At 57.1% G+C, this 15921-nt stretch carries 13 protein-coding genes; 8 read left to right on the top strand and 5 right to left on the bottom strand.

The features are described from left to right. Positions 1 to 53: 53 nt before the first annotated feature. A complete protein-coding gene (gene acnB / locus V6F78_RS12810) occupies positions 54 to 2654 on the bottom strand; it encodes a bifunctional aconitate hydratase 2/2-methylisocitrate dehydratase (RefSeq protein WP_047277978.1) in 2601 nt (866 codons plus the stop codon). 405 nt (positions 2655 to 3059) lie between these two features. On the opposite strand from acnB, the gene V6F78_RS12805 reads away from it, so the two are divergent. Next, positions 3060 to 3530: a DUF1289 domain-containing protein gene (locus V6F78_RS12805; RefSeq protein WP_047295319.1), complete on the top strand. Its 471-nt coding sequence runs from the start codon at positions 3060 to 3062 to the stop codon at positions 3528 to 3530. Between the two features lie 8 nt (positions 3531 to 3538). Here the strand turns inward: V6F78_RS12805 and V6F78_RS12800 are convergent, their stop codons facing one another. Beyond that, entirely contained in the window at positions 3539 to 4402 is an 864-nt protein-coding gene (locus V6F78_RS12800) for a universal stress protein (RefSeq protein WP_047295318.1), read from the bottom strand. 212 nt (positions 4403 to 4614) lie between these two features. Between V6F78_RS12800 and V6F78_RS12795 the strand changes: the two genes are divergently transcribed. The 5 genes from V6F78_RS12795 (at position 4615) to V6F78_RS12775 (ending at position 10174) form a co-directional block, all read left to right on the top strand. Continuing rightward, positions 4615 to 5223, top strand: coding sequence for a tRNA-(ms[2]io[6]A)-hydroxylase (locus V6F78_RS12795; RefSeq protein WP_047295316.1), 609 nt, complete (start codon positions 4615 to 4617; stop codon positions 5221 to 5223). 197 nt (positions 5224 to 5420) lie between these two features. Beyond that, positions 5421 to 5894, top strand: coding sequence for a MarR family winged helix-turn-helix transcriptional regulator (locus tag V6F78_RS12790; protein ID WP_047295315.1), 474 nt, complete (start codon positions 5421 to 5423; stop codon positions 5892 to 5894). Next, positions 5891 to 7360 carry an efflux transporter outer membrane subunit gene (locus V6F78_RS12785; RefSeq protein ID WP_332727429.1) on the top strand — a complete coding sequence of 490 codons (1470 nt, stop codon included), beginning with the start codon at positions 5891 to 5893 and terminating at the stop codon, positions 7358 to 7360. The genes V6F78_RS12790 and V6F78_RS12785 overlap by 4 nt, the downstream gene beginning before the upstream one ends. Positions 7361 to 7375: 15 nt before the next feature. Next, on the top strand, positions 7376 to 8581 hold the full coding sequence (locus V6F78_RS12780) for an HlyD family secretion protein (protein ID WP_332727428.1): 1206 nt from the start codon (positions 7376 to 7378) through the stop codon (positions 8579 to 8581). Positions 8582 to 8644: 63 nt separating this feature from the next. Beyond that, on the top strand, positions 8645 to 10174 hold the full coding sequence (locus V6F78_RS12775) for a DHA2 family efflux MFS transporter permease subunit (RefSeq protein WP_332727426.1): 1530 nt from the start codon (positions 8645 to 8647) through the stop codon (positions 10172 to 10174). 105 nt (positions 10175 to 10279) lie between these two features. On the opposite strand, the gene lpxH is transcribed toward V6F78_RS12775, so the two are convergent. Together lpxH and V6F78_RS12765 are read right to left on the bottom strand one after the other, a co-directional pair. After that, complete coding sequence (gene lpxH / locus V6F78_RS12770) at positions 10280 to 11029, bottom strand: UDP-2,3-diacylglucosamine diphosphatase (protein ID WP_094990274.1); 750 nt, start codon at positions 11027 to 11029, stop codon at positions 10280 to 10282. Then, a complete protein-coding gene (locus V6F78_RS12765; RefSeq protein WP_047277967.1) occupies positions 11026 to 11529 on the bottom strand; it encodes a peptidylprolyl isomerase in 504 nt (167 codons plus the stop codon). The genes lpxH and V6F78_RS12765 overlap by 4 nt, the downstream gene beginning before the upstream one ends. Before the next feature lie 275 nt (positions 11530 to 11804). On the opposite strand from V6F78_RS12765, the gene V6F78_RS12760 reads away from it, so the two are divergent. Both V6F78_RS12760 and cysS read left to right on the top strand, forming a co-directional pair. Further along, positions 11805 to 13502: a glutamine--tRNA ligase/YqeY domain fusion protein gene (locus tag V6F78_RS12760; RefSeq protein WP_047277965.1), complete on the top strand. Its 1698-nt coding sequence runs from the start codon at positions 11805 to 11807 to the stop codon at positions 13500 to 13502. 21 nt (positions 13503 to 13523) lie between these two features. Beyond that, a complete protein-coding gene (gene cysS, locus V6F78_RS12755; RefSeq protein ID WP_047295307.1) occupies positions 13524 to 14906 on the top strand; it encodes a cysteine--tRNA ligase in 1383 nt (460 codons plus the stop codon). Positions 14907 to 15018: 112 nt separating this feature from the next. Here cysS and folD read toward each other — a convergent pair whose 3' ends face one another. Next, positions 15019 to 15873 carry a bifunctional methylenetetrahydrofolate dehydrogenase/methenyltetrahydrofolate cyclohydrolase FolD gene (gene folD, locus V6F78_RS12750; protein WP_047276671.1) on the bottom strand — a complete coding sequence of 285 codons (855 nt, stop codon included), beginning with the start codon at positions 15871 to 15873 and terminating at the stop codon, positions 15019 to 15021. Between the last annotated feature and the right edge of the window lie 48 nt (positions 15874 to 15921).

Raw genomic sequence — 15921 nt, 5'->3', positions numbered from 1 at the left:
CATGAAAAAGCCCCGGCTCTTGCGAGTCGGGGCTTTTTCGTTACAGCGTCAGCTTACGCTTGAATAACCGGGATGTTGGCATTGGCTGCCGCTTCACGGAATTCAGCGATCTGATCAAAGCTCAGGTAGCGGTAAACGTCCGCCGCCATGGTGTTGATCTCAGCTGCGTACGCCATGTATTCCTCAACGGAAGGCAGGCGGCCCAGGATAGAAGCCACCGACGCCAGCTCGGCCGAAGCCAGGTATACGTTGGCGCCGTCACCCAGACGGTTCGGGAAGTTACGGGTTGAAGTCGACACCACGGTGGCGTTCGGCTCAACACGTGCCTGGTTACCCATGCACAGCGAGCAACCCGGCATTTCCATGCGCGCGCCGGCTTTGCCGTAGATGCCGTAGTAGCCTTCTTCGGTCAGCTGGTGAGCGTCCATCTTGGTCGGCGGCGACAGCCACAGACGGGTTGGCAACTGACCTTTGACCTTGTCGAGCAACTTGCCCGCTGCGCGGAAGTGGCCGATGTTGGTCATGCACGAACCGATGAATACTTCGTCGATTTTCTCGCCAGCAACGCTGGACAGCAGACGGGCGTCATCCGGGTCGTTCGGGGCGCACAGCACTGGCTCGTTGATGTCAGCCAGGTCGATTTCGATGATGTGCGCGTATTCGGCGTCAGCATCGGCTTCCATCAATTGCGGGTTGGCAATCCAGGCTTCCATCGCTTGAGCGCGACGCTCAAGGGTGCGTGCATCGCCGTAACCTTCACCGATCATCCAGCGCAGCAGGGTGATGTTGGATTTCAGGTATTCGGTGATCGACTCTTTGGACAGTTTGATCGTGCAGCCAGCAGCCGAACGCTCTGCCGACGCGTCGGACAGTTCGAACGCTTGCTCGATGCTCAGGTTGTCCAGGCCTTCGATTTCCAGAATGCGACCCGAGAATTCGTTGATCTTGCCCTTTTTCTCTACGGTCAGCAGGCCTTGTTGGATTGCCACGTAAGGAATGGCGTGAACCAGGTCGCGCAAGGTAATGCCTGGTTGCATTTTGCCTTTGAAGCGAACCAGAACCGATTCCGGCATGTCCAGTGGCATGACGCCAGTCGCGGCAGCAAATGCCACCAGACCCGAACCGGCCGGGAACGAAATGCCCATTGGGAAGCGGGTGTGGGAGTCGCCACCGGTGCCGACGGTGTCAGGCAGCAGCATGCGGTTCAACCAGCTGTGGATGATGCCGTCGCCCGGACGCAGGGAAACGCCGCCACGGGTCATGATGAAGTCAGGCAGGGTGTGGTGGGTGGTCACGTCGATCGGCTTTGGATACGCCGCGGTGTGGCAGAACGACTGCATCACCAGATCCGCCGAGAAGCCCAGGCACGCCAAGTCTTTCAGTTCGTCACGGGTCATTGGACCGGTGGTGTCCTGAGAACCCACGGTGGTCATTTTCGGCTCGCAGTAAGTGCCCGGACGAACACCGGTTACGCCGCAGGCTTTACCGACCATTTTCTGCGCCAGGGTGAAACCCTTGGTGCTTTCAACAGGCGCTTCAGGCTTTTTGAACAGGTCAGATGGACCCATGCCCAGTTCGGCGCGTGCCTTTTCAGTCAGGCCGCGACCGATGATCAGCGGAATACGGCCGCCAGCGCGGACTTCATCCAGCAGAACCGGGGTTTTCAGTTCAAAGGTGGTGATGACTTCGTCGGTACCGTGCTTGCAGACTTTGCCAGCGTGCGGGTACAGGTCGATCACGTCGCCCATGTTGATGTTGCTGACGTCGAACTCGATAGGCAGTGCGCCCGCATCTTCCATGGTGTTGTAGAAGATCGGAGCAATTTTGCTGCCGAAGCAGAAACCACCGGCGCGCTTGTTCGGCACGTAAGGCACGTCGTCGCCGAAGAACCACAGTACCGAGTTGGTAGCCGATTTACGCGAAGAACCCGTACCGACAACGTCACCGACGTAGGCGATAGGGAAGCCCTGGCCGCGCATTTCTTCGATTTGCTTCATCGGGCCGATGGAGCCCTGGACGTCTGGCACGATGCCGTCACGAGCCATTTTCAACATGGCCAGCGCGTGCAGCGGGATGTCAGGACGTGACCAGGCATCTGGGGCAGGCGACAGGTCGTCGGTGTTGGTTTCGCCGGTCACCTTGAATACGCGCAGGCTGATTTTGTCTGCCAGGGTAGGGCGGTTTTTGAACCATTCGCCGTCCGCCCAGGATTGCACCACCGCCTTGGCGTGGGCATTACCGTTCTTGGCTTTTTCAGCAACGTCGTGGAAGGCGTCAAACATCAACAGGGTGTGCTTGAGCTGCTCGGCAGCCACCGGAGCCAGCTCTGCGTCGTCCAGCAGGTCAACCAGCGTGACGATGTTGTAGCCGCCTTGCATGGTGCCAAGCAGTTCAACAGCGCGTTTTTTGCTGATCAGGGGGGAGGTGGCTTCACCTTTCGCGAGGGCAGCGAGGAAGCCGGCTTTTACGTAGGCCGCTTCGTCAACACCCGGTGGAATGCGGTTGGTGATCAGGTCAACGAGGAATTCTTCTTCGCCAGCAGGCGGGTTTTTCAGCAGCTCAACCAGGCCTGCAGTTTGTTCGGCGTTAAGCGGCTGGGGAACGATACCCAGTGCTGCGCGCTCTTCGATATGTTTGCGGTAGGCTTCAAGCACAGTTATTACCCTCATCATTGGTCCCAAATGGGTGTCCGGGACGCTCATCCAGGAATGCAAGGCACTCATGCGCTGCGGGGCTTTATGAGCCGCTTAGCCAGAGTTGCAGAGATTCCCAACAGAAGCTGTTTTCAAAGTTTTACGCCTTGGGAACGGAGGGGTGGTGCACGTTGGTGCGGGCAGTTGCCTGGCAAGTACCCATCACCAACACCGTTCTTCAGGATCAACTGTGCTCGTGACGCTTTGAAAACAGCTTCTAACGGACATTGGCGCCTTAAAAGGCAGGCCGATTCTACGGGAAAAACTTGGTAAAGGTAAGTTAACCCCTGAAGGTTGAGGGGTGATCTGCGTTAGACAAAGGGCTAACATGCCCGCCTGTTTCGCTCTGCAGTGCTCTATTTCGCCATGCCCAACCAAACCATCAAGACTCCATGTATCGGCCTGTGTTCGACGGTTTACGGCGACCTGGTATGCCGTGGATGCAAGCGTTTCCATCATGAAGTGATCCACTGGAACGGTTACAACGACGACGAGAAGCGCGCAGTGTGGATGCGTCTGGAGCAGTTGCTCGTGCAGGTGATGGCGGGCAAGGTTGAAGTCTTTGACCCTCAAAAGCTGCGTGGCCAGTTGCTGGCGCGGCAAATCCGGTTTGTCCCCCATCAGTCCGAATATTGCTGGGCCTACCAGCTGATTGCCCGCGGGGCGCGGGTGATCAATCAGCTGCAAGCGTACGGAATGGTGCTGTTGCCCGAGTTTCGAGACTGGAATTTGCCCGAGCTGCGAGACGCCATTGATCGGGAATTTTTCCTGCTGTCCGAAGCCCACTATCAGCGCTACATCGCCCCCAGTTTCTTGAAAGATGCGCTGGGCAACTGATTAGCAGGTCAATGTTTGGATGCCAGTTTTTCCAGGTGACGGGTCATTTCTTCTGGCTTGAGCACCAAGATGTCACTTTTGAGTTTGTCGATGACAACTTCTGCGGTGTTACCGATCAGCGCCCCCGAAAACCCGGTGCGCGCCACTGTGCCCATGACGGTCACGGCAGCGTGTAGCTCGTCGGCAACCCGCGGAATAATCACATCGGCCGGGCCTTCCTCGACATGCAGGCGGCTGCCGTCAATGTCGTACTGTTTCTGGAACCCTTCGCACGCCTTGCGATAAATCGCCTCGTATTGCGTTTCAATCGGGTAGGCGGCTTCAACGGCGGCCAGCATGGGAGCCGGGTAGGCGCTGACCACATGCAGCTTGCCTTTAATCAGGCTGGCGATTTCAAAACCGGCGTCAACAATGCTCTTGTGCAGTTCCATGTGGTCGGCATCGTCATTACCCACGTCCACCGCGGTCAGCACGACACCGTTGTCCCAGTCCGCTGCACATTTAGCCAGCAATACCGGAGCCGGACAGTAGCGCAACAGTTTCCAGTCTTCAGGCGTGAGCAAGAGTTTTTTCAGGGCGGGGTCAGGAATGTGCTGCTTGATCACCAGGCCGCAGTTCTCAGCCTGCTGCGCCTGGATGATGGTCTGGTGCTTGCTCTCATGCCAAGACCGTTCGCTGCTGGCAGTAACGCCTTCGGCCCTTAACGCGTTCTCAAGGACACTGAGCAATGCGGCGTGTTTGTCCTCTTTGTCGCAAATCAAGAGGTGCAGGGCGGCCTTGGTCTTTTCGGCGATTTGTTTGGCACGTTTGAGGGCAAGGCTTTCCATTAACTCGGGTTCGATCACCACCAGCAGCTTGTTGATCTTTTGCATGGTCGAGGCTCCATGGAGGATTAAGTGCAACCACTATAGTTGCTCACGGGTTGCCCGCGCGTTGATGCATATCAATCCGCCAGACTGGTGCTGTGCTGTGGGGCCCGTATAATCGGCGGCTTTGCCACTCCAGCCTGTGTGAGCCTCATGCCTGTCACTTCTCTGCCTACTGCCGACTCGTCGCGCACCTTTCTTATTTCGGGAGCGTTCGCGTGATTCTTCCTGAAATTCACGAGTTTCTTGGTTGCCGAACGCCCGATGGCTGGATCACGGCAGCGCTGGCCGATCAGGAAACCCTGCTCATCGATCATAAAAACTGTGAGTTCAAGGCTGCCAGCACGGCGCTGAGCCTGATCGCCAAATATCACTCCCATGTTGACCTGATCAACATGATGTCGCGTCTGGCCCGCGAAGAGCTGGTGCACCACGAGCAGGTCATGCGTTTGATGAAAAAGCGCAAGATCGAACTGCGCCAGTTGTCTGCAGGCCGCTACGCCTCAGGCTTGCGCAAGGTGGTGCGCAACCACGAGCCCGTGAAGCTGGTAGACACGCTGGTGGTCGGGGCGTTTATCGAGGCGCGCAGTTGTGAGCGTTTCGAGGCGTTGGTGCCGCACCTGGACGAAGAACTGGGCACGTTTTACTTCGGTTTGCTGAAAAGCGAAGCGCGGCATTTCCAGGGCTATTTGAAATTGGCCTATCAATACGGCGACGCCAAGGACATTGCTCAGGTCATTGAGCGCGTTCGCGACGCCGAGCAAGCACTCATCGAAAGCCCTGACGTTGAGTTTCGCTTCCACAGCGGCGTGCCTGCTCAGGCGTAGCCTTCAGCTGGCGCAGGCATCCCTTGCGTCAGCCCCTCCTTTTTTATCAAACAGCTCATTGCTACGAGTGGCGGGCCAACCCCGTCGGTCAGACGCCATTGGTTTGAATAGATAGCTGGCTATTTATCGCCTTGACATTAGCTGCCTAGACAGTAATATTTTGAAACATTACTGCTTAAACAGCTTCCTGGTGGCCGATGAAGCACTTTTCCCCCGATAACTTCCAAAATTGCACCCTGGGTTTACTCCTGGGTCGTGCGGCGTTGCTCAAGGACCGCATTATTGATACGCACATGGAGCCGTATGGCATCACGGCTGCGCAGTTCAAAGTGCTGATCATCATGGCGCAGTTCGAGGTGGACACCCCGGCCGAGCTGTGTCGGCACTTGTGCATCGACAGCGGTTCGATGACCCGCATGCTCGACCGTCTTGAGCAAAAAAATCTGTTGGTGCGTCAGCGCTCCGAGGCCGACAGGCGTCAGGTGCGGTTAGTGCTTACAGAGGAAGGGCAAGGGCTGGCTGATCAACTCCCGACCTTCGGTGCTGCAGCCATGAACCAGTTGGCTGGCGCGATTACCCCGCAAGAACTGCTAAGTCTTGAACATATCCTGAAAAAAATACTGCTCGCCGCCGGTGACACGATCACGGTGCAGCGCCTGGGTGGAAAATGAGCGACAAAACCTTGCGTACGGGCTTGGGCCTGGTATTTGCGTCAATGGTGTTGGCTGGCTGTGCCAATTACCACGGGCTGAACCCCCAGGGCATCAGCCTTGATGCCCAACAATTGAAGGCCGGTCACTCCTTCAAAAACGTCAGCGTCACCCCCGCTGCCTGGCCCGAAAAGGAATGGTGGTCGCGGTTGGGCGATCAGCAACTTAACAGCCTGGTTGCGCAGGCCTTGCGTGACAGCCCGGACATGCAAGTGGCCAGCGCCCGCACCCACCAGGCCACGGCTGCAGCCCGTTCAGTGAACGCGGCGCGGATGCCCACGCTGGATGCGAACGGGGATGTCACGCGCTCGCGCCTGTCTCGATCACAAGATCCAAGCGGGCAGGGCGGGCGTTACAGCACCGAGCGTGACCTCAATCTGACCTTCAATTACACCTTTGACTTGTGGGGCGGTCAGCGCGCTGCGTGGGAAGCCGCATTGGGCGAAGCCCGTGCAGCTGAAGTGGACGGCCAGGCCGCGCGTCTTACGCTGGCGGGCGATGTGGCACGTGCCTACAGCAATTTGGGACATGCCTTCCAAGTGCGAGATTTGTCGCAAGAGGATCTGCAACGCACGCGAAAAATGCTGGACCTGAGCAAGCGTCGTTTGGCTTCAGGCATCGACAGCCATTATCAGTTTCAACAAACCGAAAGCCTTGAGGCCAGCGCTCAAGAGCAACTGATTGACGCCGAGAAACAGCTCAATTCAGCGCGTATTGCGCTCGCGGTGTTGCTTGGCAAGGGGCCGGATCGCGGTCAGGAAATCACCCGGCCCAATAGGTTGGCACCGGGCCACGTGGCATTGCCCAGTACATTGCCTGCGGACTTGCTGGGGCGTCGGCCAGACGTGGTCGCGGCGCGCTGGCGCGTGGAAGCGGCCAGCAAAAACATTGCTGCGGCCAAGACCCGCTTCTACCCCAACCTGAATTTAACGGCCGCAGCGGGTACTCAGTCGTTGCTGGGGGATGCGTTGTTCGGGTCGGCAAGCCGCTTCTTCAATATTGCGCCAGCGTTGACGCTGCCGATTTTTGATGGCGGGCGTCTACGTGCCGGGCTGGATGCGGAGGACGCCAATTACGATCTGGGGGTGGCGCAGTACAACAAAACAGTCGTGGGCGCCCTTGGCGAAGTCAGCGATACCCTCGGGCAATTGGGGGCCACGGGCCGTCAGATTACGGCTCAACAGCGTGCCGCCGATATCGCGCAGGACTCCTACGACACGGTGTTGCAGCGTTATGGTTCGGGGGTCGGTAACTACCTGGACGTGCTCAGCATTGAACAGCAACTGCTTCAGGCTCAGCGCCAATTGGCTGATTTGAACGCGCAACAGATCGATCTCTCGATTCAATTGATGCAGGCCTTGGGCGGCGGCTTCGAGCCCGCTCATACGGCGTTGGCCGTTCCCTCCCAAGCCTCGCTGGCAGAATAATTTCAGGTAATGGTCATGGCCTCTGTGCAAACACCGAATGAAATGCAACACAACGAAAACGCGGGTGGCTCGCGTAAACGCAAACTCTGGCTGGGTGCTCTCGCGCTGCTGGTCGTGCTCGGTATCGTGGGCGTTTGGGCTTGGCACGAACTGTACGGCCGCTGGAGTGAAAGCACTGACGACGCTTACGTCAATGGCAACGTGGTTGAAATCACGCCGCTGGTGACAGGTACGGTGGTGAGCATTGGTGCCGATGATGGCGATCTGGTTCACGAAGGTCAGGTATTGCTCAACTTTGACCCGAGCGATGCGCAAGTCGGGCTGCAAAGTGCTGAAGCCAATCTGGCGCGTACGGTGCGTCAGGTGCGTGGTTTGTTCAGCAATGTGAACGGCATGAAGGCTCAAGTGGCTGCGCAAAAATCCGAGGTGCAAAAGGCTCAGGACAACTACAGCCGTCGTAAAAGTCTGGCTGCGGACGGCGCCATTTCGCAGGAAGAGCTGTCTCATGCGCGGGACGATCTGGCATCGGCACAAAGTGCCTTGCGCAATGCCGAACAACAGTTAAATACCACCACGGCATTGGTGGATAACACCGCCGTCGCTAACCATCCCGATGTACTCGCGGCCGCCGCGCAATTGCGTCAGGCGTACCTGGAGCATGCCCGCACCACCCTGATTGCCCCAGTGACCGGTTATGTGGCGAAACGCACGGTTCAGTTGGGGCAGCGTGTCCAGCCGGGTACGGCGCTGATGGCCGTTATCCCGCTGAATCAGTTATGGATTGATGCCAACTTCAAAGAAACCCAGCTGCATAACATGCGTATCGGCCAGCCGGTTGAGATCGAATCGGACATTTACGGCAGCGATGTTAAATACAGCGGCTCCATCGACAGTATCGGCGCCGGTACAGGCAGCGCGTTCGCGTTGTTGCCAGCGCAAAACGCGACTGGCAACTGGATCAAAATTGTCCAGCGGGTACCGGTTCGTATTCATATCCATGCCGACCAATTGGCGCAGCACCCGTTGCGGGTGGGTTTGTCGACTGTGGTGGATGTAAACCTGCATGACCAGAGTGGCCCAGTGCTGGCGCAACAGCCACCGCAAAAAGCCACCTTCACGACCAATGTGTATGAAAAGCAACTGGCCGATGCTGAAGCCCTGATCGCGCGCCTGATTGACAGTAACAGTGCCGTCGTGAGCAATGCCGCCGCTGCGCGTTGATTCGCCAATCCACTGACCCCGTCGCTACGGCGGGGTTGCGCTCTCTGTTTTAAAGGATTTGCGATGAGTACAAACGCGTCTTTTACGCCGCCCAGCTTGCTGCTTGCCACCATTGGCCTGTCGTTGGCCACTTTTATGCAAGTGCTCGATACCACCATTGCCAACGTCGCGCTGCCCACCATTTCCGGCAACCTGGGGGTGAGTTCGGAGCAGGGGACGTGGGTCATCACTTCTTTTGCTGTCAGCAACGCGATTGCGTTGCCCTTGACCGGCTGGCTGAGCCGCCGTTTCGGTGAAGTGAAGCTGTTTTTATGGGCGACGATTTTGTTCGTGTTGGCTTCATTTTTGTGCGGGATTTCCACCTCGATGCCTGAGCTGGTGGGCTTTCGGGTCCTGCAGGGCTTGGTCGCGGGGCCTTTGTACCCGATGACTCAGACCCTGTTGATTGCTGTGTATCCACCCGCAAAACGGGGGATGGCATTGGCATTGCTGGCGATGGTCACGGTGGTGGCGCCCATTGCCGGGCCGATTTTGGGTGGTTGGATTACGGACAGTTACAGTTGGCCATGGATTTTCTTCATTAATATTCCGATCGGAATATTCGCGGTTATGGTCGTGCGCCAGCAGTTGAAAGCGCGCCCCGTGGTTATCACCCGCCAGCCCATGGACTATGTGGGGTTGATCACGCTGATCATCGGGGTGGGCGCCCTGCAAATTGTGCTCGATAAAGGCAATGATCTGGACTGGTTCGAATCCAGCTTCATCCTGATGGGCACCGCGCTGTCAGTGGTTGCACTGGCGGCCTTCGTCATTTGGGAAATGACTGACAAACACCCGATCGTCAACCTGCGCCTGTTCGCCCACCGCAACTTCCGTATCGGAACGCTGGTCCTGGTATTGGGGTATGCAGGCTTCTTCGGTATCAACTTGATTCTGCCGCAATGGCTGCAAACCCAAATGGGTTACACGGCCACTTGGGCCGGTCTGGCCGTTGCGCCTATCGGCATCTTGCCGGTGGTGATGTCTCCGTTCGTGGGCAAGTACGCGCATAAATTTGACCTGCGACTGTTGGCGGGGCTGGCCTTCCTGGCGATTGGCCTGAGCTGCTTTATGCGCGCCGAATTCACCAATGAAGTGGATTTCCAGCACATCGCAATGGTGCAACTGTTTATGGGAATTGGCGTGGCGCTGTTCTTTATGCCGACGTTGAGCATTTTGATGTCGGATTTGCCGCCGCATCAAATTGCCGATGGGGCCGGTTTGGCTACATTCCTGCGTACATTGGGCGGCAGTTTCGCGGCCTCATTAACCACGTGGATCTGGATTCGCCGGGCGGATCAGCATCATGCCTACATGAGTGAAAGCGTCAGTACGTACGATCCAATTACCCGGCATACCCTCGAAAATCTGGGGGGTGCCAGTACCAAGGCCTACGCTCAGATGGATCAAATCCTGACCAGCCAGGCGTACATGCTGTCGACCGTGGACTACTTCACGATGATGGGCTGGATGTTCATGGGCTTGATTTTGATCGTATGGCTGGCCAAACCGCCCTTTGCTGCCAAGGCGGGTCCGGCGGCCAGCGGGCATTGAGACATTTTTAGCAGGGATGATGCGAGGATAGCCGAAGGCCGCGACGTACTGGGTCTTGGCCTTTAGCGACGCCGGTCAGTGCTCTGTCGGCGTGGCTCGGGTGGTTCAGGGGTGCGTAGCAGCTGGCAATGTCAGCTGAAAGTCGAAGGGCGTCAGTTGCATGCCTTGCTCATCCACTTGCAACACCCAGCCTTGACGGTCCCAGTCGCCGAGCACAATCCGCTTGGCGGCCTGCTCACCAATCTGCAATTTATGAATCGCCGGCCGATGAGTGTGGCCGTGGATCAAGGTGTGTACGCCGAACTGCGTCATGATCCGCGGAATCTCTTCAGGGGTCACGTCGACAATATCGTTGGCTTTCATGCGGGTCTGGGCGCGGCTTTCGCTGCGCAATTTACGCGCGAGTGTGTGGCGGGTGCTTAATGGCAGGTGACGCAACACCCACAGTGTTATCGGGTTGCGCAGGTAGCGTCGCAAGCGCATGTAGGCTTCGTCACGGGTACACAGACTGTCGCCGTGCATTAGGAGCACGGGTTCGCCGTAAAAGTCCACGATGCTAGGGTCTTTCAGCAGGGTGCAGCCGGCCGCTTTACAAAAGGCTCGGCCTAATAAAAAGTCACGGTTGCCGTGCATGAGAAACACGTCAGTACCGCCATCGCTCAGGGCGCGCAGTGCGTCACAAATCGAGCGCTGGTAGGGCGTCATTGCATCGTCGCCGATCCAGGCTTCAAAAAAGTCGCCCAAGATGTACAGCGCCTGAGCCGAGCGCGCGCGCCCGGTCAGGAAATTCAGAAACGCCCGGGTAATGTCCGGGCGCTCCTCTTCCAGATGCAAATCTGAAATCAGCAGTATCACTCAATGATCTCGGCTTTCTCGATGATCACGTCGTCTGCAGGTACATCCTGGTGGCCGGCTTTGGAAGTGGTTGCCACAGCTTTGATCTTGTCGACAACGTCCTGACCTTCAATGACTTCGCCAAACACTGCGTAGCCCCAGCCCTGAACGGTCTTGCCGCTGTGGTTCAGGAAGCTGTTGTCAGCCACGTTGATGAAGAATTGAGCAGACGCAGAATGCGGCTCCATGGTGCGGGCCATGGCTACCGAATACTTCTTGTTCGGCAGGCCGTTGTCGGCTTCGTTCTGGATGCTTGGACGCTTGTCTTTCTTTTCTTTCATGCCCGGCTCAAAACCGCCGCCCTGGATCATGAAGTTGCCGATGACACGGTGAAAAACGGTGTTTTCGTAGTGGCCGGCTTTTACGTATTCGATGAAGTTGGCAACCGTGATCGGCGCTTTTTCAGCGTTCAGTTGGAGCACGATGTCGCCGTGGTTGGTGGTCAGTTTTACTTTTGACATGGTGTTATCGCTCTATCAGAGAATTCGTCGGGCCCGGAGGCGGTATGGGTCGCCCCAACCCCTGAGCTGGCTGGGTAGAAACAGCCGCGGGGCGGAGTTTAGCGTGCTCGCGCGGCATTTCGATGCGGTTTTTACGATATGGGTACTAAAAGCGGCGATTTCAAATGCTTTGATTGAGCGCCTGCTCTGTCAGTGACTTGACAGCATCGGCTATGATAGGCGCTTTGATTTAGTCGGCCGACCCAGGCCGCGCACTCGTTATGTTCAAGGATCCTATGAGCAAGCCCACTGTCGACCCCACTCTGAATCCAAAGGCTGGCCCAGCTGTCCCGGCCAATTTCCTGCGTCCAATCGTTCAGGCTGACCTTGACTCGGGTAAATGCAAACAGATCGTGACCCGTTTCCCGCCCGAGCCCAACGGTTACCTGCACATTGGTCACGCCAAATCGATTTGCGTGAACTTCGGGCTGGCTGAAGAGTTTGGTGGTGTCACGCATTTGCGTTTTGACGACACCAACCCGGCCAAGGAAGACCAGGAATACATTGACGCCATTGAAAGCGATGTCAAATGGCTGGGCTTTCAATGGTCCGGCGAAGTGCGCTATGCCTCTCAGTATTTCGACCAGTTGCACGAGTGGGCGGTTTACCTCATTAAAGAGGGCAAGGCCTACGTCTGCGACTTGACGCCTGAACAGGCCAAAGAGTACCGCGGCAGCCTGACCGAGCCTGGCAAAAACAGCCCGTTTCGTGACCGCGGCGTAGAGGAAAACCTCGACCTGTTTGCCCGCATGAAGGCGGGTGAGTTCGAAGATGGCAAGCGTGTGTTGCGTGCCAAAATTGACATGGCCTCGCCGAACATGAACCTGCGCGACCCGATTCTGTATCGCATTCGTCATGCTCATCACCATCAGACGGGCGATAAGTGGTGCATCTACCCCAACTATGACTTCACCCATGGGCAGTCTGACGCCATCGAAGGGATTACTCATTCGATCTGCACCCTCGAATTTGAAGGTCACCGTCCTCTGTATGAGTGGTTCCTCGACAATTTGCCGGTGCCGAGCAAGCCTCGTCAGTACGAGTTCTCGCGTCTGAATCTGAACTACACCATCACCAGCAAGCGCAAGCTCAAGCAGTTGGTTGATGAGAAGCACGTCAACGGTTGGGACGACCCGCGCATGTCCACGCTGTCGGGATTCCGCCGTCGTGGTTATACCCCCAAGTCGATCCGTAACTTCTGCGACATGGTCGGCACCAACCGTTCCGACGGTGTAGTCGATTTCGGCATGCTGGAGTTCAGCATCCGCGACGATCTGGATCGAAGCGCGCCGCGTGCCATGTGCGTCTTGCGTCCGTTGAAGGTTGTGATCACCAACTACCCGGAAGGTCAGGTTGAAAACCTTGAGCTGCCTTGCCATCCAAAAGAAGACATGGGTGTGCGCGTGCTGCCGTTCGCGCGCGAAATCTATATCGACCGGGATGACTTCATGGAAGAACCGCCAAAAGGTTACAAGCGGCTTGAGCCTGCGGGCGAAGTGCGGCTGCGTGGCAGTTATGTCATTCGTGCGGATGAAGCAATCAAGGATGCCGAGGGCAATATCGTCGAGTTGCGTTGTTCCTACGATCCGCAAACCTTGGGTAAAAACCCGGAAGGTCGCAAGGTCAAAGGGGTTGTGCACTGGGTGCCGGCTGCAGCCAGCGTTGAATGTGAAGTGCGTCTTTATGATCGTCTGTTCCGTTCGCCGAATCCTGAAAAGGCTGAAGACGGTGCGGGTTTCCTCGAAAACATCAACCCTGGCTCGCTGCAGGTCCTGACCGGTTGTCGTGCTGAACCATCTTTGGGGAATGCACAGCCTGAAGACCGTTTCCAGTTCGAGCGCGAAGGTTACTTCTGCGCGGATATCAAGGACTCGAAACCGGGTCGTCCGGTATTCAACCGCACCGTGACCCTGCGCGATTCTTGGGGTCAGTGAGTCAGTTTTAAGGAAGTCGTCGTGCTAACGATCTACAACACGCTCACCAAGAGCAAAGAAGTCTTCAAGCCGCTGGACGGCAACAACGTGCGCATGTACGTGTGCGGCATGACGGTCTATGACTATTGCCATCTGGGTCATGGTCGCAGCATGGTTGCTTTCGACCTGATTACCCGCTGGTTGCGCTTCAGTGGGTATGACTTGACCTATGTACGCAACATTACGGATATCGACGACAAGATCATCAATCGCGCGGTCCAAAATAATGAGTCCTTCACTGCGTTGACCGAGCGCATGATCGCCGCGATGCATGAAGACGAAGCGCGGCTCAATATCCGCAAGCCGGACATGGAGCCGCGTGCCACGGATCACATTGCTGGCATGCACGCGATGATCCAGACCTTGATAGACAAGGGGTTTGCTTACGCGCCGGGCAATGGTGATGTGTACTACCGCGTGGCCAAATTTATGGGCTACGGCAAGTTGTCGCGTAAAAAAATTGAAGACCTGCGTATCGGTGCGCGCATCGAAGTTGACGAAGCCAAGGACGATCCGCTGGATTTCGTGCTGTGGAAAGGCGTCAAGCCCGGGGAGCCTAGCTGGGAGTCGCCGTGGGGTCCGGGTCGTCCGGGGTGGCATATTGAATGTTCGGTCATGTCTACCTGCTGCCTGGGCGAGACGTTCGATATTCACGGTGGCGGCAGTGATCTTGAGTTTCCACACCATGAAAACGAAATCGCCCAGAGTGAGGCGGCGACGGGCAAGACCTACGCCAATGCCTGGATGCACTGCGGGATGATTCGCATCAATGGCGAGAAGATGTCCAAATCCTTGAACAACTTCTTCACCATTCGCGACGTGCTGGAGAAATATCATCCGGAAGTGGTGCGCTATTTGTTGGTGTCCAGCCACTACCGCAGCTCGATCAACTATTCGGAAGACAACCTGAAGGACGCAAAAGCAGCGCTTGAACGTTTCTACCATGCGCTCAAAGGCTTGCCAAAGGCTGAGCCAGCGGGTGGTGAAGCGTTTGTAGAGCGTTTTACTCAGGTGATGAATGACGATTTCGGTACGCCGGAAGCGTGTGCGGTCTTGTTTGAGATGGTCCGTGAAATCAATCGCCTGCGTGAAACTGATCTTCAGGCGGCGGCTGGTTTGGCGGCTCGTCTCAAGCAGTTGGCGGATGTGCTGGGCGTCTTGCAACTTGAGGCGGACGATTTCTTGCAGGCAGGCGCTGAAGGCAAGGTCGACGCTGCGCAGGTAGAAGCTTTGATCGCGGCGCGTTTGGCGGCGCGTGCGGCAAAAGACTGGGCCGAATCCGATCGTATTCGTGATCAATTGACCGAAATGGGGGTTGTGCTCGAAGACGGGAAGGGCGCAACCACCTGGCGTCTGGCTGACTAGTTAATCGCCGTACCAACACAAGCCCGCTTCGTGCGGGCTTTTGTTTGTCTGGAGAGTTATCGCCAACAAAAACGGCACCCGAAGGTGCCGTTGGCCTCAATGGATTGAGCGCTTAGCCGTGCAACGTCTCGGCGGCGTACAGCGTGTTCTCAAGCAGGCAGGCACGCGTCATCGGGCCTACGCCGCCCGGAACGGGGGTGATCCAGCCTGCACGGGGCAGGGCGGTCTCGTAAACCACGTCACCCACCAGCTTGCCATCCGCCTGGCGGTTAATCCCGACGTCAATCACGATGGCGCCTTCCTTGATCCACTCACCTTTGACCAGGCCCGGTTTGCCAGCGGCTACCACCACCAGGTCGGCGCGGCCGACATGGCCAGCCAGATCTTTAGTGAAACGGTGGGTAACGGTCACGGTGCAGCCTGCCAGCAGCAACTCCATGGCCATTGGACGCCCCACAATGTTGGAGGCGCCTACGACGACGGCATCCATTCCGTACAGGTTTTGGCCTGTGCTTTCCAGCAGGGTCATGATGCCTTTGGGGGTGCAAGGGCGCAGGAGCGGGATGCGTTGTGCCAAGCGCCCGACGTTGTAGGGGTGGAAACCGTCTACGTCTTTGTCAGGGCGGATGCGCTCCAACAGTTTGGAGGCGTCCAAATGCTCTGGCAGCGGTAATTGCAGCAGAATGCCGTCAATGTTCGCATCGTCATTGAGGCGGTCGATCAAGTCGGTCAGGTCTTGCTGTTTGGTATCGGAAGGCAAGTCATAGGCTTGTGAAAGAAAGCCTACCTCTTCGCAGTCTTTACGCTTGTGCGAAACATAAACCTGGGAGGCAGGATCGCTGCCGACCAGAATCACTGCCAGACCAGGAGTGCGCAGGCCTTGCTCGTGACGCTCGGCAACACGTTTGGCAATCTGCTGGCGCAGGCTGGCGGCGATCGCTTTGCCGTCGATTAGTTGTGCAGTCATTACGCGTGATTAACCATCGAAAAGGGTGGAAAAAGGGCGTGCATTCTC

It is taken from the genome of Pseudomonas sp. ESBL9 (assembly GCF_036668715.1).
Taxonomy (GTDB): Bacteria; Pseudomonadota; Gammaproteobacteria; order Pseudomonadales; family Pseudomonadaceae; genus Aquipseudomonas; species Aquipseudomonas lundensis.
Note: the sequence above shows the minus strand (reverse complement) of the source record. Positions and strands in the feature narration are given on the sequence as shown.

Coding starts and splice junctions, on each gene's coding strand:
- V6F78_RS12805 (WP_047295319.1), top strand. CDS start 3,060: ATGCCCAACCAAACCATCAAGACTCCATGTATCGGCCTGTGTTCGACG.
- V6F78_RS12800 (WP_047295318.1), bottom strand. CDS start 4,402: ATGCAAAAGATCAACAAGCTGCTGGTGGTGATCGAACCCGAGTTAATG.
- V6F78_RS12790 (WP_047295315.1), top strand. CDS start 5,421: ATGAAGCACTTTTCCCCCGATAACTTCCAAAATTGCACCCTGGGTTTA.
- V6F78_RS12785 (WP_332727429.1), top strand. CDS start 5,891: ATGAGCGACAAAACCTTGCGTACGGGCTTGGGCCTGGTATTTGCGTCA.
- V6F78_RS12780 (WP_332727428.1), top strand. CDS start 7,376: ATGGCCTCTGTGCAAACACCGAATGAAATGCAACACAACGAAAACGCG.
- V6F78_RS12775 (WP_332727426.1), top strand. CDS start 8,645: ATGAGTACAAACGCGTCTTTTACGCCGCCCAGCTTGCTGCTTGCCACC.
- V6F78_RS12765 (WP_047277967.1), bottom strand. CDS start 11,529: ATGTCAAAAGTAAAACTGACCACCAACCACGGCGACATCGTGCTCCAA.
- V6F78_RS12760 (WP_047277965.1), top strand. CDS start 11,805: ATGAGCAAGCCCACTGTCGACCCCACTCTGAATCCAAAGGCTGGCCCA.
- folD (WP_047276671.1), bottom strand. CDS start 15,873: ATGACTGCACAACTAATCGACGGCAAAGCGATCGCCGCCAGCCTGCGC.